At 65.3% G+C, this 15062-nt stretch carries 16 protein-coding genes; 3 read left to right on the top strand and 13 right to left on the bottom strand.

Annotated elements, in window-relative coordinates:
- Positions 1–72 precede the first annotated feature (72 nt).
- Complete coding sequence (locus tag V3H18_RS02130) at positions 73–1245, top strand: amidase (protein WP_332080233.1); 1173 nt, start codon at positions 73–75, stop codon at positions 1243–1245.
- 107 nt (positions 1246–1352) lie between these two features.
- Here the strand turns inward: V3H18_RS02130 and V3H18_RS02125 are convergent, their stop codons facing one another.
- The 7 genes from V3H18_RS02125 to V3H18_RS02095 all read right to left on the bottom strand — a co-directional run bounded on the left by V3H18_RS02125 (position 1353) and on the right by V3H18_RS02095 (position 7635).
- Positions 1353–1805 carry an arsenate-mycothiol transferase ArsC gene (locus V3H18_RS02125; RefSeq protein WP_332080232.1) on the bottom strand — a complete coding sequence of 151 codons (453 nt, stop codon included), beginning with the start codon at positions 1803–1805 and terminating at the stop codon, positions 1353–1355.
- 15 nt (positions 1806–1820) lie between these two features.
- A complete protein-coding gene (locus tag V3H18_RS02120; protein WP_332080231.1) occupies positions 1821–3251 on the bottom strand; it encodes a hypothetical protein in 1431 nt (476 codons plus the stop codon).
- A gap of 81 nt (positions 3252–3332) precedes the next feature.
- Positions 3333–3812 (bottom strand): UPF0262 family protein, encoded by a 480-nt coding sequence (locus V3H18_RS02115; RefSeq protein WP_332080230.1) that lies wholly within the window; start codon positions 3810–3812, stop codon positions 3333–3335.
- 2 nt (positions 3813–3814) lie between these two features.
- Positions 3815–5116 (bottom strand): histidinol dehydrogenase, encoded by a 1302-nt coding sequence (gene hisD, locus V3H18_RS02110; RefSeq protein ID WP_332080229.1) that lies wholly within the window; start codon positions 5114–5116, stop codon positions 3815–3817.
- Positions 5117–5143: 27 nt separating this feature from the next.
- Complete coding sequence (locus V3H18_RS02105; protein ID WP_332080228.1) at positions 5144–5635, bottom strand: DUF2948 family protein; 492 nt, start codon at positions 5633–5635, stop codon at positions 5144–5146.
- 133 nt (positions 5636–5768) lie between these two features.
- The gene (locus V3H18_RS02100) at positions 5769–6239 is read right to left on the bottom strand and encodes a nuclear transport factor 2 family protein (RefSeq protein ID WP_332080227.1); all 471 of its coding nucleotides are present in this window, start codon (positions 6237–6239) and stop codon (positions 5769–5771) included.
- Between the two features lie 109 nt (positions 6240–6348).
- Complete coding sequence (locus V3H18_RS02095) at positions 6349–7635, bottom strand: adenylosuccinate synthase (protein WP_332080226.1); 1287 nt, start codon at positions 7633–7635, stop codon at positions 6349–6351.
- Positions 7636–8146: 511 nt separating this feature from the next.
- On the opposite strand from V3H18_RS02095, the gene V3H18_RS02090 reads away from it, so the two are divergent.
- Positions 8147–8407, top strand: a complete 261-nt coding sequence (locus V3H18_RS02090) for a hypothetical protein (RefSeq protein ID WP_332080225.1) — start codon at positions 8147–8149, stop codon at positions 8405–8407.
- 81 nt (positions 8408–8488) lie between these two features.
- Here the strand turns inward: V3H18_RS02090 and rlmH are convergent, their stop codons facing one another.
- From rlmH to V3H18_RS02070, 4 genes are all read right to left on the bottom strand, one after another.
- Positions 8489–8968, bottom strand: coding sequence for a 23S rRNA (pseudouridine(1915)-N(3))-methyltransferase RlmH (gene rlmH / locus V3H18_RS02085; RefSeq protein ID WP_332080224.1), 480 nt, complete (start codon positions 8966–8968; stop codon positions 8489–8491).
- A 66-nt stretch (positions 8969–9034) separates the two neighbouring features.
- Positions 9035–9463, bottom strand: a complete 429-nt coding sequence (rsfS, locus tag V3H18_RS02080) for a ribosome silencing factor (RefSeq protein WP_332080223.1) — start codon at positions 9461–9463, stop codon at positions 9035–9037.
- A 419-nt stretch (positions 9464–9882) separates the two neighbouring features.
- A complete protein-coding gene (locus V3H18_RS02075) occupies positions 9883–10854 on the bottom strand; it encodes a quinone oxidoreductase family protein (protein ID WP_332080222.1) in 972 nt (323 codons plus the stop codon).
- Entirely contained in the window at positions 10847–11557 is a 711-nt protein-coding gene (locus V3H18_RS02070; RefSeq protein ID WP_332080221.1) for a CDP-alcohol phosphatidyltransferase family protein, read from the bottom strand. Before V3H18_RS02070 ends, V3H18_RS02075 begins: the two co-directional genes overlap by 8 nt.
- A gap of 121 nt (positions 11558–11678) precedes the next feature.
- Between V3H18_RS02070 and V3H18_RS02065 the strand changes: the two genes are divergently transcribed.
- Positions 11679–12956 (top strand): FAD-dependent monooxygenase, encoded by a 1278-nt coding sequence (locus V3H18_RS02065; protein WP_332080220.1) that lies wholly within the window; start codon positions 11679–11681, stop codon positions 12954–12956.
- Between the two features lie 19 nt (positions 12957–12975).
- Here the strand turns inward: V3H18_RS02065 and V3H18_RS02060 are convergent, their stop codons facing one another.
- Positions 12976–13488 carry an Hsp20/alpha crystallin family protein gene (locus V3H18_RS02060; protein ID WP_332080219.1) on the bottom strand — a complete coding sequence of 171 codons (513 nt, stop codon included), beginning with the start codon at positions 13486–13488 and terminating at the stop codon, positions 12976–12978.
- A 155-nt stretch (positions 13489–13643) separates the two neighbouring features.
- Positions 13644–15062, bottom strand: a 1419-nt coding sequence (locus V3H18_RS02055; protein WP_332080218.1) for an L-glutamate gamma-semialdehyde dehydrogenase, incomplete at its 5' end; no start/stop codon positions are given.

Below are 15062 nucleotides of genomic sequence, written 5' to 3'. Positions count from 1 at the left end.
GGCTAGGCGCTCTACGAGAATATTCCAGCCGGCGCCCTGCCGCTTGACACTCGCCACAGGAAGGATGCCGCGATGAAGGACGATCTCGGCGCGCTGTCCGTCGTTCTCAATCAGGACGCGGAATCGCCGGGACGCTTGTCCGGCGCGACTTTCGTCGTGAAGGAAAATATCGACGTCGCGGGACAGGTCTCGACCAACGGCCATCCGCAATGGGCGGCAAGCCACCCGGCCGCCGATAACAACGCTCCTGCCGTCGACCGGCTTCTCGCCGCCGGCGCGCGCCTCGTCGGCAAGACGCATATGGACGAGATGGCCTACAGCCTTCTTGGCGCCAATCCGCATTACGGCACGCCGATCAATCCCGCCGCGCAGGATCGCCATCCGGGCGGCTCCTCGTCGGGCTCCGCCGTCGCCGTCGCCGCCGGCCTCGTGAATTTCGCGCTCGGCACGGATACCGCCGGCTCCTGCCGCGCGCCGGCGTCGTTTTGCGGCGTCTACGGCTTTCGCTCGTCGCATGGCGCAATCGATATGACGGGCGTCATTCCGCTCGCGCCTTCTTTCGACGCCATCGGGTGGTTCGCCCGCGATCTTAGCGTCATGGCCTCGGTCGGCGAGGCTTTGCTGCCGCCAGACTCCGACGGCGGCGTCGAAGAGGCCGTGCTGCTCACCGACGCCTTTATCGGGGTCGAAACCGAATTCGCGTCGCCGGCGGCGGAGGCGATCGACGCCTTGAAGATTTTCGCGCCCTGGAGCGAAGCGACGCTTAACGAGGAATTCTTCAAGACGGCGCTCGCGCATTTTCGCAATTTGCAGGCGCATGAGGCCTGGGCCTCTCACGGCGCCTGGATCGGCGCCGAGAAACCCACCTTCGGCAAGGGCGTCGAGGAGCGCTTCGCATACGCCGCCAAAGTAACGGCGGAACAGAAGCGCGCCGCTGAAACCTTTCGCGACGAGGCGCGAGAGAGGATCGACGCGATCCTCGGATCGCGCGGCTTCATTGTGACGCCGACGACGCCCTTTCGCGCGCCGTTGCTGACGGAAAGCGAAGAGGCGCTCGACGCCAAACGCTATCAGATGATGCGGCTGTTTCTCATCGCGAGCTATTTCGGCCTCCCGCAGATCAGCCTGCCCTTGCCGACGACCGAAGCGCCCGTGGCGCTCTCCTTCATCGGCCGGCGCGGCTCGGACCGCGCGCTCATCGCCTTCGCGCAGCGCTTTTGCGCGCAGATGAAGAAGACGCTTTAACGTCTCGCGTCATGCGGGGCGTTTCGCGCGGCTCCGGTCGCCTCGTTCTCCCTGCCCGCGGGGAGAGGAATAAACGCGCCGAGCAATCCCCCACGTAAGCCTGCGACTTATGCGCTCGGCGACCGGGCGCGTCCCAGCAGCTCCATGATGCGCGCCGTCAGCCGCTCGCGAACGTCGCGATAGGCGTCGAGGATCGCCTCGCGCGAGCCTTGCGCGGCGGTTGCGTCGGGAGTCGGCCAATAGACGACGTCGACCGCCATGGCGCGGGCGAACTCCAACGCCTTGTGATGCGCCTCGGGCGACAGCGTCACGATGAGATCGAAATTGGAGTCTTCGAGATCCTCGAATGTATGCGGCTTGTGCCGCGTCAGATCGACGCCGATTTCCTCCATCGCCGCGATGGCGAACGGGTCGGCCTCCCCGCGTTTGAGGCCGGCCGAAGCGAAATAGATTTCGCGGCCGAAATAATGGCGGGCGATCGCCTCCGCCATGGGCGAACGCACCGTGTTCAGCGTGCAGGCAAAAAGCACGGATTGCGGGCGCGCCGCGACGCTCGCCATTTCGCTAACGCGGTTTCATCGCTGGCTTGCCGCCGACCGCCGGTCGCGTTCGATAAACGCCGCAAGCTCCTTCGTCCGATCCGTGAAAAGTTGGAGTTCCTCGATGTCGAGCGGTTCGCTCAATCGCTGCATGAACAGCAGGTCGCGGCCTTCGGAGAAGGCTGGTCCGAGACCGCAAAAGAAAAATCCCAAGCGCCGCGCGCTCTCCGTCAGGAGCGGCAAGCCTGGGTCGTCGACATGCGCGGAGAGCTGCACAGTGCGCGCGCCAAGGCCGGCGAGGTCGCTCATCGCTTGGGTCAGTTCGATCCCGATGTTCGATCCGATCGTTTCGAAGCGCAGCTTGCCAAACCCCCGGTCATTGACCGTGACGCTCGTCATCGACTGAGCCGCCGTCGGCGTTCGGCCTTCGCTTATGGAAACGTCAACGCCAAGGCTCGCATAGATCTCCGAAAGAACCTCGAGATATTCCTTCGGCGCCACGATCTCGCGCTTGGGCGCCGCTCCCAGAAATCGGAACGTCAGCAGGAAACTCTGTCGCTGGCCGGCCGGCGGCGCGGGGAGGTCCTTGGCGTGCGACGTCTCCGGACTTGCGCCGAGCAGGATCGCGCATGTCGGCATGCCGGCCCGCTCGTCGTTGCGCTGTGAGAAAATATGAGTCGTGACGGGCTCGGCGTATATGCCGACGAGCCCGAGCCTGAGGGCCTCCGTCGTCAGCCTCTCCGTCATCCGCTCCAGCAAATGGCGCCCGCGATAGGCGGGGAGCACGACGGCTTCGCCGCGCTCGGCGATCGCCGCGCCGGGCTCGCGTTCGAGCGCGACATGGCCGATCACGTCGCCCGTTTCGTCCCGGCTCACCACCGGGATCACTTCCCCACTCTCGACTTTCCGCCAGTAGCGGCGGGGGGAGAACACTTCCGGATGAAGGTAATTATGTCCGTAAACGGCGAGGAAACAGCGCGCGATCGCCGCCGAGTCGCGCTCCTCGGGCAGGTCGATCCGCACCGCGTCCGTCGGCGCCGCGGCTTTTTCCGGCGGCTCCGCGAGGGGTCCGGCCGGTTCGTTGGACGGGTCCAGGCCGCGGTGCAGCGTGATCTCCCAGCCGTCGACGCCGCGCTCGCGGTAGGACAGTGCGGCGTCCCGTCGCATACGGTCGCCGAGCGACGCGACGATGGCGGAAAATCGGGAATGTCCCTTGAGCTGAATCCGCGCCCGCACCTCGCCTCGGGAAGAGGACAGGACGACCGAGGCGCGCTCCCGACCTGGGTGAGACTGGCAGAGGGCTAGCCATGTTTCCTGGGCGTCGGCGGCGATCAGGCTCGATATCGTCGGGGAAACCCCGTCGGCAAGCGCCGCTTCGCGTATGAAGGCGCGGACAAGGTCGCCGCCGTCCGATTCCATCGACAGCCGCAGCTCGGCGAGATGCTCCGGATTATGTGGCTTGGACATACGGAGGAGGTCCATGTTGATCAATGCGTAGCAAGAAGCGTGACGCAGCGTGACACGGCGGCAAAAACCCGTAAACGCCCGCTAACCCTTCCAGTGCAGCGCGGTGATCAGCGTGAAGATGCGGCGCGCCGTGTCCTGATCAGTCTCGATCTTGCCCTTCAGGCGTTCGAGAAGAAGCTGCGCGCCTTCATTGTGCATGCCGCGGCGGCCCATGTCGATCGCCTCGATCCGGCTTGGCGTGGCGTGGCGGATCGCCGCGTAATAGCTTTCGCAGACCATGAAATAATCTTTCAATATGCGCTTGAAGGGCGTCAGCGAAAGAATATGCGTGACGACGGGGGCGCCCTCAGCGTCGCGAATGTCGAGAACGAGCTTGGCGTCGACGAGCGAAATGCACAGCGCATAAGGACCGCCCTCATGGCCAAGGGGCTCAAAACTGTTCTCTTCGAGAAGATCATAGATCGCGATGGCGCGCTCATGCTCCTGATCGGGCGAGCCACGGCCGATCGAATTTTCATCGAGCGTAATGGAAATCAGGCGCTTCAGCCCGTTCGATCCCACTCTTACGCCCCGAACTGATTGAGACGGATCGAGACCGAGCGCGCATGGGCCTGCAATCCTTCGGCGTCGCCGAGAGTCACGGCGGCGGCGCCGATGGCGCGCAGCGACTCCGCATCGCATTTCAGGATCGAGGTGCGCTTGACGAAGTCCAGCACGCTCAAGCCCGACGAGAAGCGCGCCGAGCGCGCCGTCGGCAGCACATGGTTGGAGCCGCCGACATAATCGCCGACCGCCTCCGGCGTATAGGCGCCGATGAAGATCGCGCCGGCGTTAGAGACTCGCGCCGCGAGGTCTTCCGCGTCCTCGCTGATGATTTCGAGATGTTCGGCGGCGATGCGGTCGGCGAGCGGCAGCGCGTCCGCAAGCTTCTTGACGACGATCACGGCGCCATAGTCGCGCCAGGAGGCGCCGGCGATGTCCTTGCGCGAAAGCGTCGCAAGATGCCGCTCGACGGCGGCGACCACGGCGTCCGCGAGCGCGACGTCGTCCGTGATGAGGATCGATTGGGCGGATTCGTCGTGCTCGGCCTGGGCGAGAAGATCGGCGGCGATCCAGTCCGGGTTGGCGGTCTTGTCGGCGAGCACCAGCACTTCCGAAGGGCCGGCGATCATGTCGATGCCGACGAGGCCGAAGACGCGGCGCTTCGCCGCCGCCACATAGGCGTTGCCGGGGCCGACGATCTTGGCGACGGGCGCGATCGTTTGCGTGCCATAGGCGAGGGCGGCCACGGCCTGCGCGCCGCCGACGCGGTAAATCTCGTCTATCCCGGAGCGTTTCGCCGCGGCGAGCACCAGCGGCTCGACATGGCCGCCCGGCGTTGGGACGACCATGACGATGCGCTTCACGCCCGCGACCTTGGCCGGCACGACATTCATCAGCACCGAGGAGGGATAGGCTGCCGTGCCGCCGGGCACGTAAAGCCCGACCGAGTCGAGCGGCGTCCAGCGCCAGCCGAGCTCGACGCCCGCCGCGTCGCGAAAGCGCAAATCCTGTGGCTTCTGGCGTTCGTGAAAGGCGGCGATGCGCTCCATCGCCAGATCGAGCGCGGCGAGCTGCTCGGCCGAGCACTTCGCCTCGGCCGCCGCGACTTCCTCGCGCGAGACGGCGATGCCGGTCTGGTCAAGGTCGATGCGGTCGAAGCGTTTGGAATAGTCGACGAGCGCCGCGTCGCCCCTCGCCGCCACCTCGGCGATGATGGCGCGGACGGCGTCGTCGACGTCCTGGGACGCCTCCCGCTTCATGGCGAGCAGGGAAACGAAACGCTGTTCGAAATCGGGCGCCGCGGCGTCCAGACGCAGGGTCATGATCCTCTCCAGCCGGAAGTCCGGCTGTCATGACCCTTGAGAAGCGTTCTCGTCAAGCTCGCGACCGAGGTCATGGACGGGGCGCGCGGCGACTTTCCAGCGCGGGCCAAGGTCGGCGAGCTGCGCCTCGACGCATTCGACATCGAGGGCGATGGACGCCCCGCCCGCGAAAATCAGCCGCACCACGCCGGAAGGCGGCTCGGGGCCCGGTTCGAAAGTGACCGCGAGAAGCTCCAGAATGGCGTCGGGCCGGTCGCGGGCGACGCATTGGCAGCGCACGCGCTGGACGCCCTCGAAATGGAGTCCCGAACGGCAGCGCTCCAAGCGCCCTTCAAGCTCGGCGGCCCAATCGAACCGGGAGCCGATGAGCGCGAAACGGCGCTTGGCCGGCAGAAAGGCGATGTCGCCGACGCGCACCAGCGTGTCCTGCAAATGCGCGGAAAGAAACGGCAGGTCTTCGCTGTCGAGCGCATGCAGGCGCAAGGCGGATTGGCCGTTTTGCAGGCTCGGTGACGCCATTTTTCTCCTCCTGCGCCCGATATGGCGAAGCGACGCGCGACGCGCAAGGCCACACGTCTCCCCTCAAGAGGGTATGATGGCTCCTTACGCCTCGCGGAAAGGGCGACGGGGGAGCCAGGACGGACGCGGGCGGTTAAAAGCCCAGATCGCTCAAGCCCGGATGATCGTCCGGCCGCCGACCCAGCGGCCAATGGTAGCGACGATCCGCCTCCTCGATCGGCGCGTCATTGATGGAGGCGATGCGCAAACGCATCAGGCCGTTCTCGTCAAATTCCCAATTCTCGTTCCCGTAGGAACGGAACCAATGGCCGCTGTCGTCATGCCATTCATAGGCGAAGCGCACGGCGATCCGGTTGTCGTGGAAGGCCCACAACTCCTTGATGAGCCGATAATCCAGTTCGCGGTCCCATTTGCGCCGAAGAAAGGCGACGATCGCGTCGCGGCCATGGAGGAACTCGGCGCGGTTCCGCCATCGGCTATCGACGGCATAGGCGAGCGCCACCCGCTCGGGATCGCGACTGTTCCATCCATCCTCCGCGAGACGAACTTTTTCAATCGCGGTTTCCTGCGAGAATGGGGGGAAAGGAGGGCGTGGCGCATCCATCATCGTGCTCCCAAAAATTCGGGGCGGCCCCCGCGGCGAGGCGCAGACGCGATCCGCTCCGCATCGCAAAGCTAGACGATCCAGGCCTCGAGGGAAGAGCGGGCGCCGCTCAATCCTGAAACGGATTATGCACCAGGATCGTGTCGGCGCGTTCGGGGCTCGTCGAGAGCAAGGCCACCGGCGCCTCGATCAGCTCCTCAATGCGGCGCACATATTTGATCGCCTGCGCCGGCAGATGCGCCCAGGAGCGCGCGCCGCTCGTCGACTCCTTCCAGCCGGGAAAGCTCTCATAGACGGGCTTGACGCGCGCCTGCGCCGCCTGCGACGCCGGCAGGCGTTCGATGCGGCGGTCGTCGAGCATGTAATGGGTGCAGATTTTGATCTCGTCGAAACCGTCGAGAATATCGAGCTTGGTGAGGGCGACGCCATTGATGCCCGAGGTCTTCACCGCCTGTCGGGTCAGCACCGCGTCGAACCAGCCGCAGCGCCGGCGCCGGCCCGTATTGGTGCCGAATTCGCGGCCGCGGTCGCCGATCAATTCGCCGATGGCGTCATGCAGCTCGGTCGGGAAAGGCCCGCCGCCGACGCGCGTCGTATAGGCCTTGGCGATGCCGAGCACATAGCCGATGGCGCCCGGCCCCAGTCCCGAGCCGCTCGCCGCCGACGCCGCCACGGTGTTCGACGAGGTCACGTAAGGATAGGTGCCATGATCGACGTCGAGCAGCACGCCCTGCGCGCCCTCGAAGAGGATGCGCTTGCCGGCGCGGCGATTGTCTTCGAGCAGCTCCCACACCGCATCCATGAAGGGCAGGATTCGCGGCGCGACGCTGAGCAGTTCTTCGCGCAAGGCCGCGGGCGCGATCTCGGGAAGGCCGAGTCCGCGCCGCAACGGATTGTGATGGGCGAGCGCGCGCGCGATCTTGTCGTCGAGCTTATCGGGTTCGGCGAGGTCCATGAGGCGGATGGAGCGGCGCCCCACCTTGTCCTCATAGGCGGGGCCGATGCCGCGCTTCGTCGTGCCGATGCCGGCGCCCGCCTCCTCGCGAACGGCGTCGAGCTCGCGATGCAGCGAGAGGATGAGCGGCGCGTTCTCGGCGATCTTGAGATTCATCGGGGAAATGGCGACGCCCTGCGCCCGCAGCCGGTCGATCTCGCCGACAAGAAAATGCGGATCGACGACGACGCCATTGCCGATGACGGAGAGCTTGCCCGGCCGCACGATGCCGGACGGCAGCAGCGCGAGCTTGTAAGTCACGCCGTCGATGACAAGCGTATGGCCGGCGTTGTGGCCGCCCTGAAAGCGCACGACAATGTCCGCCTCGAGCGACAGCCAGTCGACGATCTTGCCCTTGCCCTCGTCGCCCCATTGGGCGCCGACCACCGCCACATTCGCCATGGCCGTTTCTCTGCCTTCATACGGAACCGGGTTGGCAGTTCGCTGGGGCTGTCATTCTCGGCAGGCCGAAGGCCCAACCAGGAATCCAGAGCGGGTCCAACATCGCTGGCTTGGCCCTGGATTCCCGATCGCGCGCAAGCGCGCGTCGGGAATGACATCCGAACGATACAACCGAACGCGGCGTCAAATAGAAAAAGCCCCGCGCGGTAACGCAGGGCTCGTTACCGGCAGGGTTTAGCGCATGGCGGGATTGCGGTAAAGCCACCCGGGAGATTGGGTGAAGGTTTCCTCATCCTGAGGAACGGCCGAAGGCCGTGTCTCGAAGGACAAGGAAACCTTCATGTCCGACCCTTTCGAATTCGCCCTCGTGCTTCGAGACGCCTGCTGCGCAGGCTCCTCAGCATGAGGGCGAGGATCGCTGTCCTTCGCCAAAACGCCCGCAAAGCCGCTCCCCGTCTTGTCGGTAAAGCGGGCTGAATATGAGCGCCTTCAGACATGAATAGGATGCTTCATGGTTCGCCAACTCAATATCCGTAGCGACGAAGGCTATGAAATTGCGCAGCGGCTCGGCAAAACGACGACTGACGTCGTTCTATCGGCCTTGCGGGAATATCAAGCCCAACAGCGCGGCGCGAGCGCCTGCATGACAGCGCCGGAAGCCGAGACGAATTACCGGACGCTTATGAAAGCCGTCGCGGCGGCGCATGCGAAAGCGCCGGCGAAAATTCTGACCGACGAAGAGATGTACGACGAATTCGGCCTGCCGAAATGATCGCCGTCGCTTGGCGACGGAGGCGAGGATTTCGTTCGCACGGATATTGAAGCGGCCTGGACGCCCGAGGCTTCATGAGGCCTATCCCCGGTGATAGGGATGGCCCGACAATATCGTCATCGCCCGATAGATTTGCTCGGCGGCGAGAATGCGGACAAGCTGATGCGGCAGGGTCATCGCGCCGAAGGAAAAACTCGCCGCGGCCCGCGCGCGCACGCTCTCGTCCAGCCCTTCCGAGCCGCCGATCGCGAACCAGAGGGCCTTGCGCCCGGCGTCGCGCTCAGCCGCGATAAATTCGGCGAAGCCGGGGCTGGCTATCGCCCTCCCCCGCTCGTCGAAAGCCGCAAGACGCGCCTCGGCAGGCAGCGCCGCAAGCAGCGCCGCGCCTTCGCGCGCCATGCGCTCGGCGGGCGAAGCAGCTTTGCTCTCGTCGATTTCCTTGAGCTCCAGCCCTTCGAGGCCGAGCCGCCGAAAGGCGGCGACGCGCTCCGCGTAGCGCGCGTAAAGTTCGCGTTCGGGCCCGGCCTTCAGCCGGCCCACGCAGATCAGTCCCAGTCGCATCCGGCGAGGCTAGTCTTCACGCATAAACTTGTCCCAAAACCGCTGGGCGCTTTTGGGGATCATGCGTCAGACGAGCCGCATCTCCACCGGACGGTCGCCGCCCCACATCTTTTCGAGGTTGTAGAACTGGCGCACCTCGGGACGAAAGATGTGGACGATCGCGTCGCCGGCGTCGATCAGCACCCAATCGCATTGGGGCAGGCCCTCGACGCGCGGCGCGACGACGCCGGCGACTTTCAGAGCCTTGATCGCCTTGTCGGCGATGGCGCCGACATGCACGGTGGAACGCCCCGTCGCGATGATCATGTCATCGGCGAGGGCGGTCTTGCCGCGCAGATCGATGGTGACGACGTCCTCAGCCTTGGTTTCATCGAGGCTGGCGAGGACCTTTTGCACGATCATGCCGGTCAGCGGCGCATTGGCGCCGATCGCCGGCCGGGACAGGACGGAGCCCGCCCCCGGATGAACACTTGTCGACAGCGTTGCAACCCTCATGCTTCGCGGCCTCAAGCCCGCGACGGGCTGGCCGCGACCCAAGGATGGGGCGCTTCGCGCGAGATTGCAATAGAAACTGCGGGGTTGCGCGCGCGCAAAAGAAAAAAACCCGGCTCGATCGCCGGGTTTTGGAAGGCGGTTCGGGCCAATCGAGAGGCGGGAGGAACCTCAAAGCCGGAACATGCTCAGCATAATCGATTTGCGCGCGAATGGCAGAGGCAAATTTCGAGTTAAGGGCTGAGGACAGTGGGAAAAGCGAGGAAAACCGCCCGCTTCGACCTATGCCTTAGCGATTGATGCGAAGAAAATCATCTAAATATCAATGTCTTATTAATCATCTATTTGAAGGAGTGTCTCAAATGCAACAGATATCGAGTTTTGTTGACGCGGAGCCCCTCTTAGGGGCTGCGCCCGGGAATCTAGGGAATCAGCACGATCGAGCCCGTCGTCGCGCGTGATTCGAGCGCCGCATGAACCTGCGCGGCCTCGGCGAGGGGATAGCGCGCCGGCTCGCCGATTCGAACGAGATCGCGCTTCGCGGCATGGACCAGATCCTCCATCATCGCCTCGTAATCGCGCCGACGCGCGATATGGGTGAAGAGCGAGGGCCGCGTCGCATAAAGCGAGCCCTTGAGCGCCAGAAGGCCGATGTCGAACGAATCGATGGGGCCGGAGGCCGAGCCAAAGCTCACGAACATGCCGAAGGGCTTCAGGCAATCGAGAGAAGCGGGGAAAGTGGCGCGGCCGACGCCGTCATAGACGACGTCGCAGAGCTTGCCCTTGGTGATCTCGCGCACCCGCTCGACGAAATTCTCCTCCCGGTAGAGAATCACATGTTTCGCGCCGGCATCCTCGGCGATCTTCGCCTTTTCGGGCGAACCGACGGTGGCGATGACCTTGGCCCCGAGCCCCTCCGCCCATTGGCAGAGAAGCTGCCCTACCCCGCCCGCGCCCGCATGGACGAGCAGGCGATGGCCCTTCTTCACCTTAAAAGTCCGCCGCAGGAGATATTGTGCGGTGAGGCCCTTGAGCATCAGCACGGCGCCCTGCTCATAGCTGAAAGCTTTAGGCAAATGGACCACGGAGTCGGCCGCGATGTTGCGCGCCTCCGAATAGCCGCCGAGCGCGCCGACATAGGCGACCCGCTCGCCGACCTTGAAATCCTTGACGCCCTCGCCGACGGCGATCACCTCTCCCGCGCCCTCATGCCCCGGCGTGAAGGGATAATCCGCCGGATAGGCGCCGGTGCGGCGATAGACATCGATGTAATTGACGCCGATGGCGCGGTGCCTGATCTGGACCTCGCCCGGCCCCGGCGCGGCCAGCTCCACCTCTTCGAGTTGCAGAGCCTCCGGCCCGCCCGGCCGATGCACGCGAATCGCCTTAACCATCAACGCCTCCAAAATTGACTGCCGAACGCTCCCGAAACAGCGGCAGAACGATAAAATAGCAGGCCGTCGCGACGAGCGCCGCCTTGACGGCGGGCGAGGCGGCGGAAAGGTCCTGAGCGACGGCCGCGATCGCCGCCGCGCCCCAGATCGCGGTGACGGCCAGCGTCACGCGCCGCATGACCGCGACGCGCAGAGGATGCACGAAGACGATCGGCGCGAACATCAGGCCGGCTGCGCCCAGGGCGACGACAAGCGTCCAGACTGGCTCGGGCCGCAGCAGCAGGAGGTAGAAGACGACGACATTCCATAGCGCCGGAAAGCCGCGAAACCACAGGTCGGGAGTCTTCATCCGGCGGTCGGCGAAATAAAGCGCCGACGCCCCCGCGACGAAAGCGCAGACCGCGCCGGCGAGCGAGGGCTCCAGAAGGCCGGAGCGCCAGAGCGCGACAAGCGGCGTGACGACATAGTTAAGAAAATCGACGACGAGATCGAGCGCGACGCCGTCGATATGGGGAACCGTCTCCGTCACCCTGAAACGCCGCGCCAGGGGTCCGTCGACCGCATCGACGACGAGCGCCGCGCCAAGCCAGGCGAACATCAGCGCGAAACGGCCCTCGACCGCGCAGAAAAGCGCCGCGAGGCCGAGCGTCGCGCCGCTCGCCGTGAGGAGATGGATGAGAAAGCCGATGAGACGCGGCGACATGAAACTCTGGGGAAAAGCGCGAAACGGAAGGCAGCCTACACCCTCGCCGCCGCTGCGCCAAAGCGCCCGCTCGCGCTTCGCCTTTTCGCCCGCTATAAGACGATTAGGAGCGGAGAAAGAAATGGCGGCTGCGCAAGAAGCAAAGAGAGCGAATATTCTCGTCGCCGGCGCGGGCTCGACGGGACTCGCCGCCGCGCTCGCCTTTTCCCGCGCGGGGTTGAGAACCCTCCTCGTCGGGCGCGTGCCGCCGCCGCTTCCTGGCCGCACCGTGGCGCTGTTCGAGGCCTCCGTGCGCTTTCTCGATGCGCTGGGGGCGCTGGAGCGCGTGAAGGCGAAAGGCTGTCCGATCGAAGCGATCCGCATGATCGACGATACGGATCAGCTTCTCCCCGTGCCCGAGTTGACGCTGCGCGCACGCGAAATCGGCCTGCTGGCGCTCGGCGTCAATATTTCCAACGACGAGCTTGTCGCCATTCTGCTCGATCTCTGTCGCGCGCATCCCGAGATCGAGATGGTCGACGCGGACATCGCCGATTATGAGCTTAACGGCGACGGCGTCGCCGCGATTCTCGCCGACGGGCGCCGGCTCGAGGGGGATTTTCTCGTCGCGGCCGACGGGCGCAACAGCCGCGCGCGCGCCATGGCCGGGATCGACGTGAAGGAATGGACCTATCCGCAGGTCGCGCTCACCGCGATGCTCCGTCACGAATTTCCGCATGAAAATATTTCGACGGAATATCACACGCGCTCAGGACCTTTCACGCTCGTGCCCCTGCCCGGCCGCGAGAATGCGCCAAATCGCTCAAGCCTCGTCTGGCTGATGAGCGTCGCCGACGCGCGCCGCCGGCTGACGAAGCCTCGCGAGGAGCTTGAGTTTGAAATCGAGGACTATGACAAGTCCGAACTCGGCGCGATGAAGATCGAGGGCGAGGTCGGCCAGTTTCGCATGGGCGGCATGCAGGTGTCGAAACATGCGGCCGGCCGGCTGGCGCTTGTCGGCGAGACCTGCCACGTGTTTCCGCCGATCGGCGCGCAGGGCCTGAATTTGAGCCTGCGCGACGTAGCCGATCTCGAGGACTGTCTCGCGAGCGTCGATCTGCGCAACGGGCGCGAGCTTTCGCGCGCGCTCGCCCGCTACGACCGCCATCGGCGCGCCGACATCGGCTTTCGCACCCATGGCGTCGACGTGCTCAACCGCTCGCTCATCATTCCCTATCTGCCGGTCGATCTGATGCGCGGCGCGGGCTTCATCGCCATGACCGCGCTCGGGCCGCTGCGCCGCGCCGTCATCCGGGAAGGCGTGCTGCCGCATCTCGTCCTGCCGCGGCTGATGCGCCGGCCGGCTGAAAGAAACGATGCGCCGGACGCGCCGCAAAGGCGCGCCGGCTCGAGGTCCTAACCGGGGAAGAAACGCGGCGCTATTTCGCCGCGATCTCGATCTTCTTTTCCTGCTGTTTCGCTTCCGCTGTTTTAGGGAGCGTGATCTTCAGCACGCCCTTTTCGAAAGTGGCCGCGATCTTGTCCGCATCGACGCCCTCGGGCACGCGGAAGGCGCGACGGAAGGAGCCATATCGGCGCTCTGAGAAGTAATAGCCTTCCTTCTTCTCTTCCTTTTCTTCCTTCTTCTCGCCGCTGATCGTCAGCACGCCATTGGAAAGCTTCACGTCGACGCTCTTTTCGTCGAGGCCGGGCAATTCGGCGGAGATTTCATATTCTCCGTCCTTCTCCACGAAATCGACGGGCGGACTCGCCGGAAAGGCCGACGTCAGGCGCTCAAGAGGGTGCAAATCGAGCAGACTGCGGCGCGACGGAAAGTCGTCGAAGAAGCGATCGAACTGACGCCGGAAAGATTCCAAAGGGCTCCAGTCGAAAATGCCCGTGGGCGGCGTCGCTTCCTTGGAGGCAGGCAATTTGTTTTCGGTATCGGCCATTGTTCATCTCCCTCGCGAATGACGGCCGCCCAGCATTACCTGGCGTTTCGTCAACGCCGTCGCGGGCAGCCGGTTCATAGACGTTACTGAGGTGGCGACACGATCATGTGACTTCAAGCGCCAAGCTTCGCGCCAATTTGTCGCGACGCCAGCGATCATTCGTCGAGGGACAGAAGGCCGGCGTCGCCGCCAGAAGACGCGGTGTTGATGGTCAGAGTCGTCTCGCGCAGGAAACGGCGCAGATAGTCGGGCCCGCCGGCCTTGGGTCCCGTCCCGCTCAAGCCGAACCCGCCGAAGGGATGGCTGCCGACGACGGCGCCGATCATGTTGCGATTGACGTAAATATTGCCTGCCGGCGCCGCCTCGGAAACATCGCGAACGCGCCGTTCGATGCGCGTATGCAACCCGACGGTGAGGCCATAGCCAGAGGCCGCGATGTCGGCGAGCAGACGCGCGAAACCGCCTGCCCGCCAGGTCGCGACATGGAGAACGGGGCCGAAAATCTCCTCGCGCAGATCGGCGACATGGTCGAGCCGCAGAATATGCGGCGCGACGAATGTTCCCATCGCCGGCGCGTCGCTGGCATAGAGAAGCCGGCCAGCCGCCGCCTGCCCTGCGATATAGGCGTCGAGCTTCGCCTTGGCTTCGGCGTCGATCACGGGGCCGACATGCGCGCCAATGTCGCGCGGATCGCCGACGCGCAATTCGCGCGTCGCGCCGATCAGCGCTTCGATGCAGGCGGGCGCGATCTCTTCCTGCAAGCATAGAAGCCGCAAGGCCGAGCATCGCTGCCCCGCCGAGCGAAAAGCCGACGTCAGAACATCGTCGACCACCTGTTCGATCAGCGCCGTCGAATCGACGATCATGGCGTTGATCCCGCCGGTCTCGGCGATGAGCGGCGCGATCGGGCCGTCGCGTTCGGCGAGCGCGCGATTGATGCGCTGCGCGACCTCGACCGAGCCCGTGAAGACGACGCCGGCCGTTCGCGCGTCGGCGACGAGCGCCGTGCCGACCGCGCCATCGCCGGGGGCGAGTTGCAGCGCGTCGTTGGGCGCGCCCGCCTCGCGCAGAAGCCCGATCGCCAAGGCTGCAACGAGCGGCGTCTGCTCGGCGGGCTTGGCGACGACGGCGTTGCCGGTCACAAGCGCCGCCGCGACCTGGCCGATGAAAATCGCCAGCGGAAAATTCCACGGCGAGATGCAGACGAAGACGCCGCGCCCGGAGCGGCGCAGGATGTTGGATTCGCCCGTCGGCCCCGGCAGCGCGGCCGGCGCGCAAATGCGCCGTGCTTCATTCGCGTAATAGCGGCAGAGGTCCGCCGCTTCGCGCACTTCGGCGAGCGCATCGTCGAGCGTCTTGCCGGCTTCGCTCTGCAGCAGCGCGATGAGCACGCCGCGCCGCGTTTCGAGGAGATCGGCGGCGCGTTCGATGATTTGGGCGCGTTCCTCGACGGGCGTCGCCGCCCATTGGGGAAAGCCACGCGCCGCCGCCGTCATCGCCGCGCGCGCGGCGTCGGCGTCCGCCTCGACGACGCGGCCGATCGCGCCGCCGTCGATTGGCGAGAGAACGTCGCG

It is taken from the genome of Methylocystis borbori, assembly GCF_036576025.1.
Lineage (GTDB): Bacteria > Pseudomonadota > Alphaproteobacteria > Rhizobiales > Beijerinckiaceae > Methylocystis > Methylocystis borbori.
This window is presented reverse-complemented; position numbering and strand designations above follow the sequence as displayed.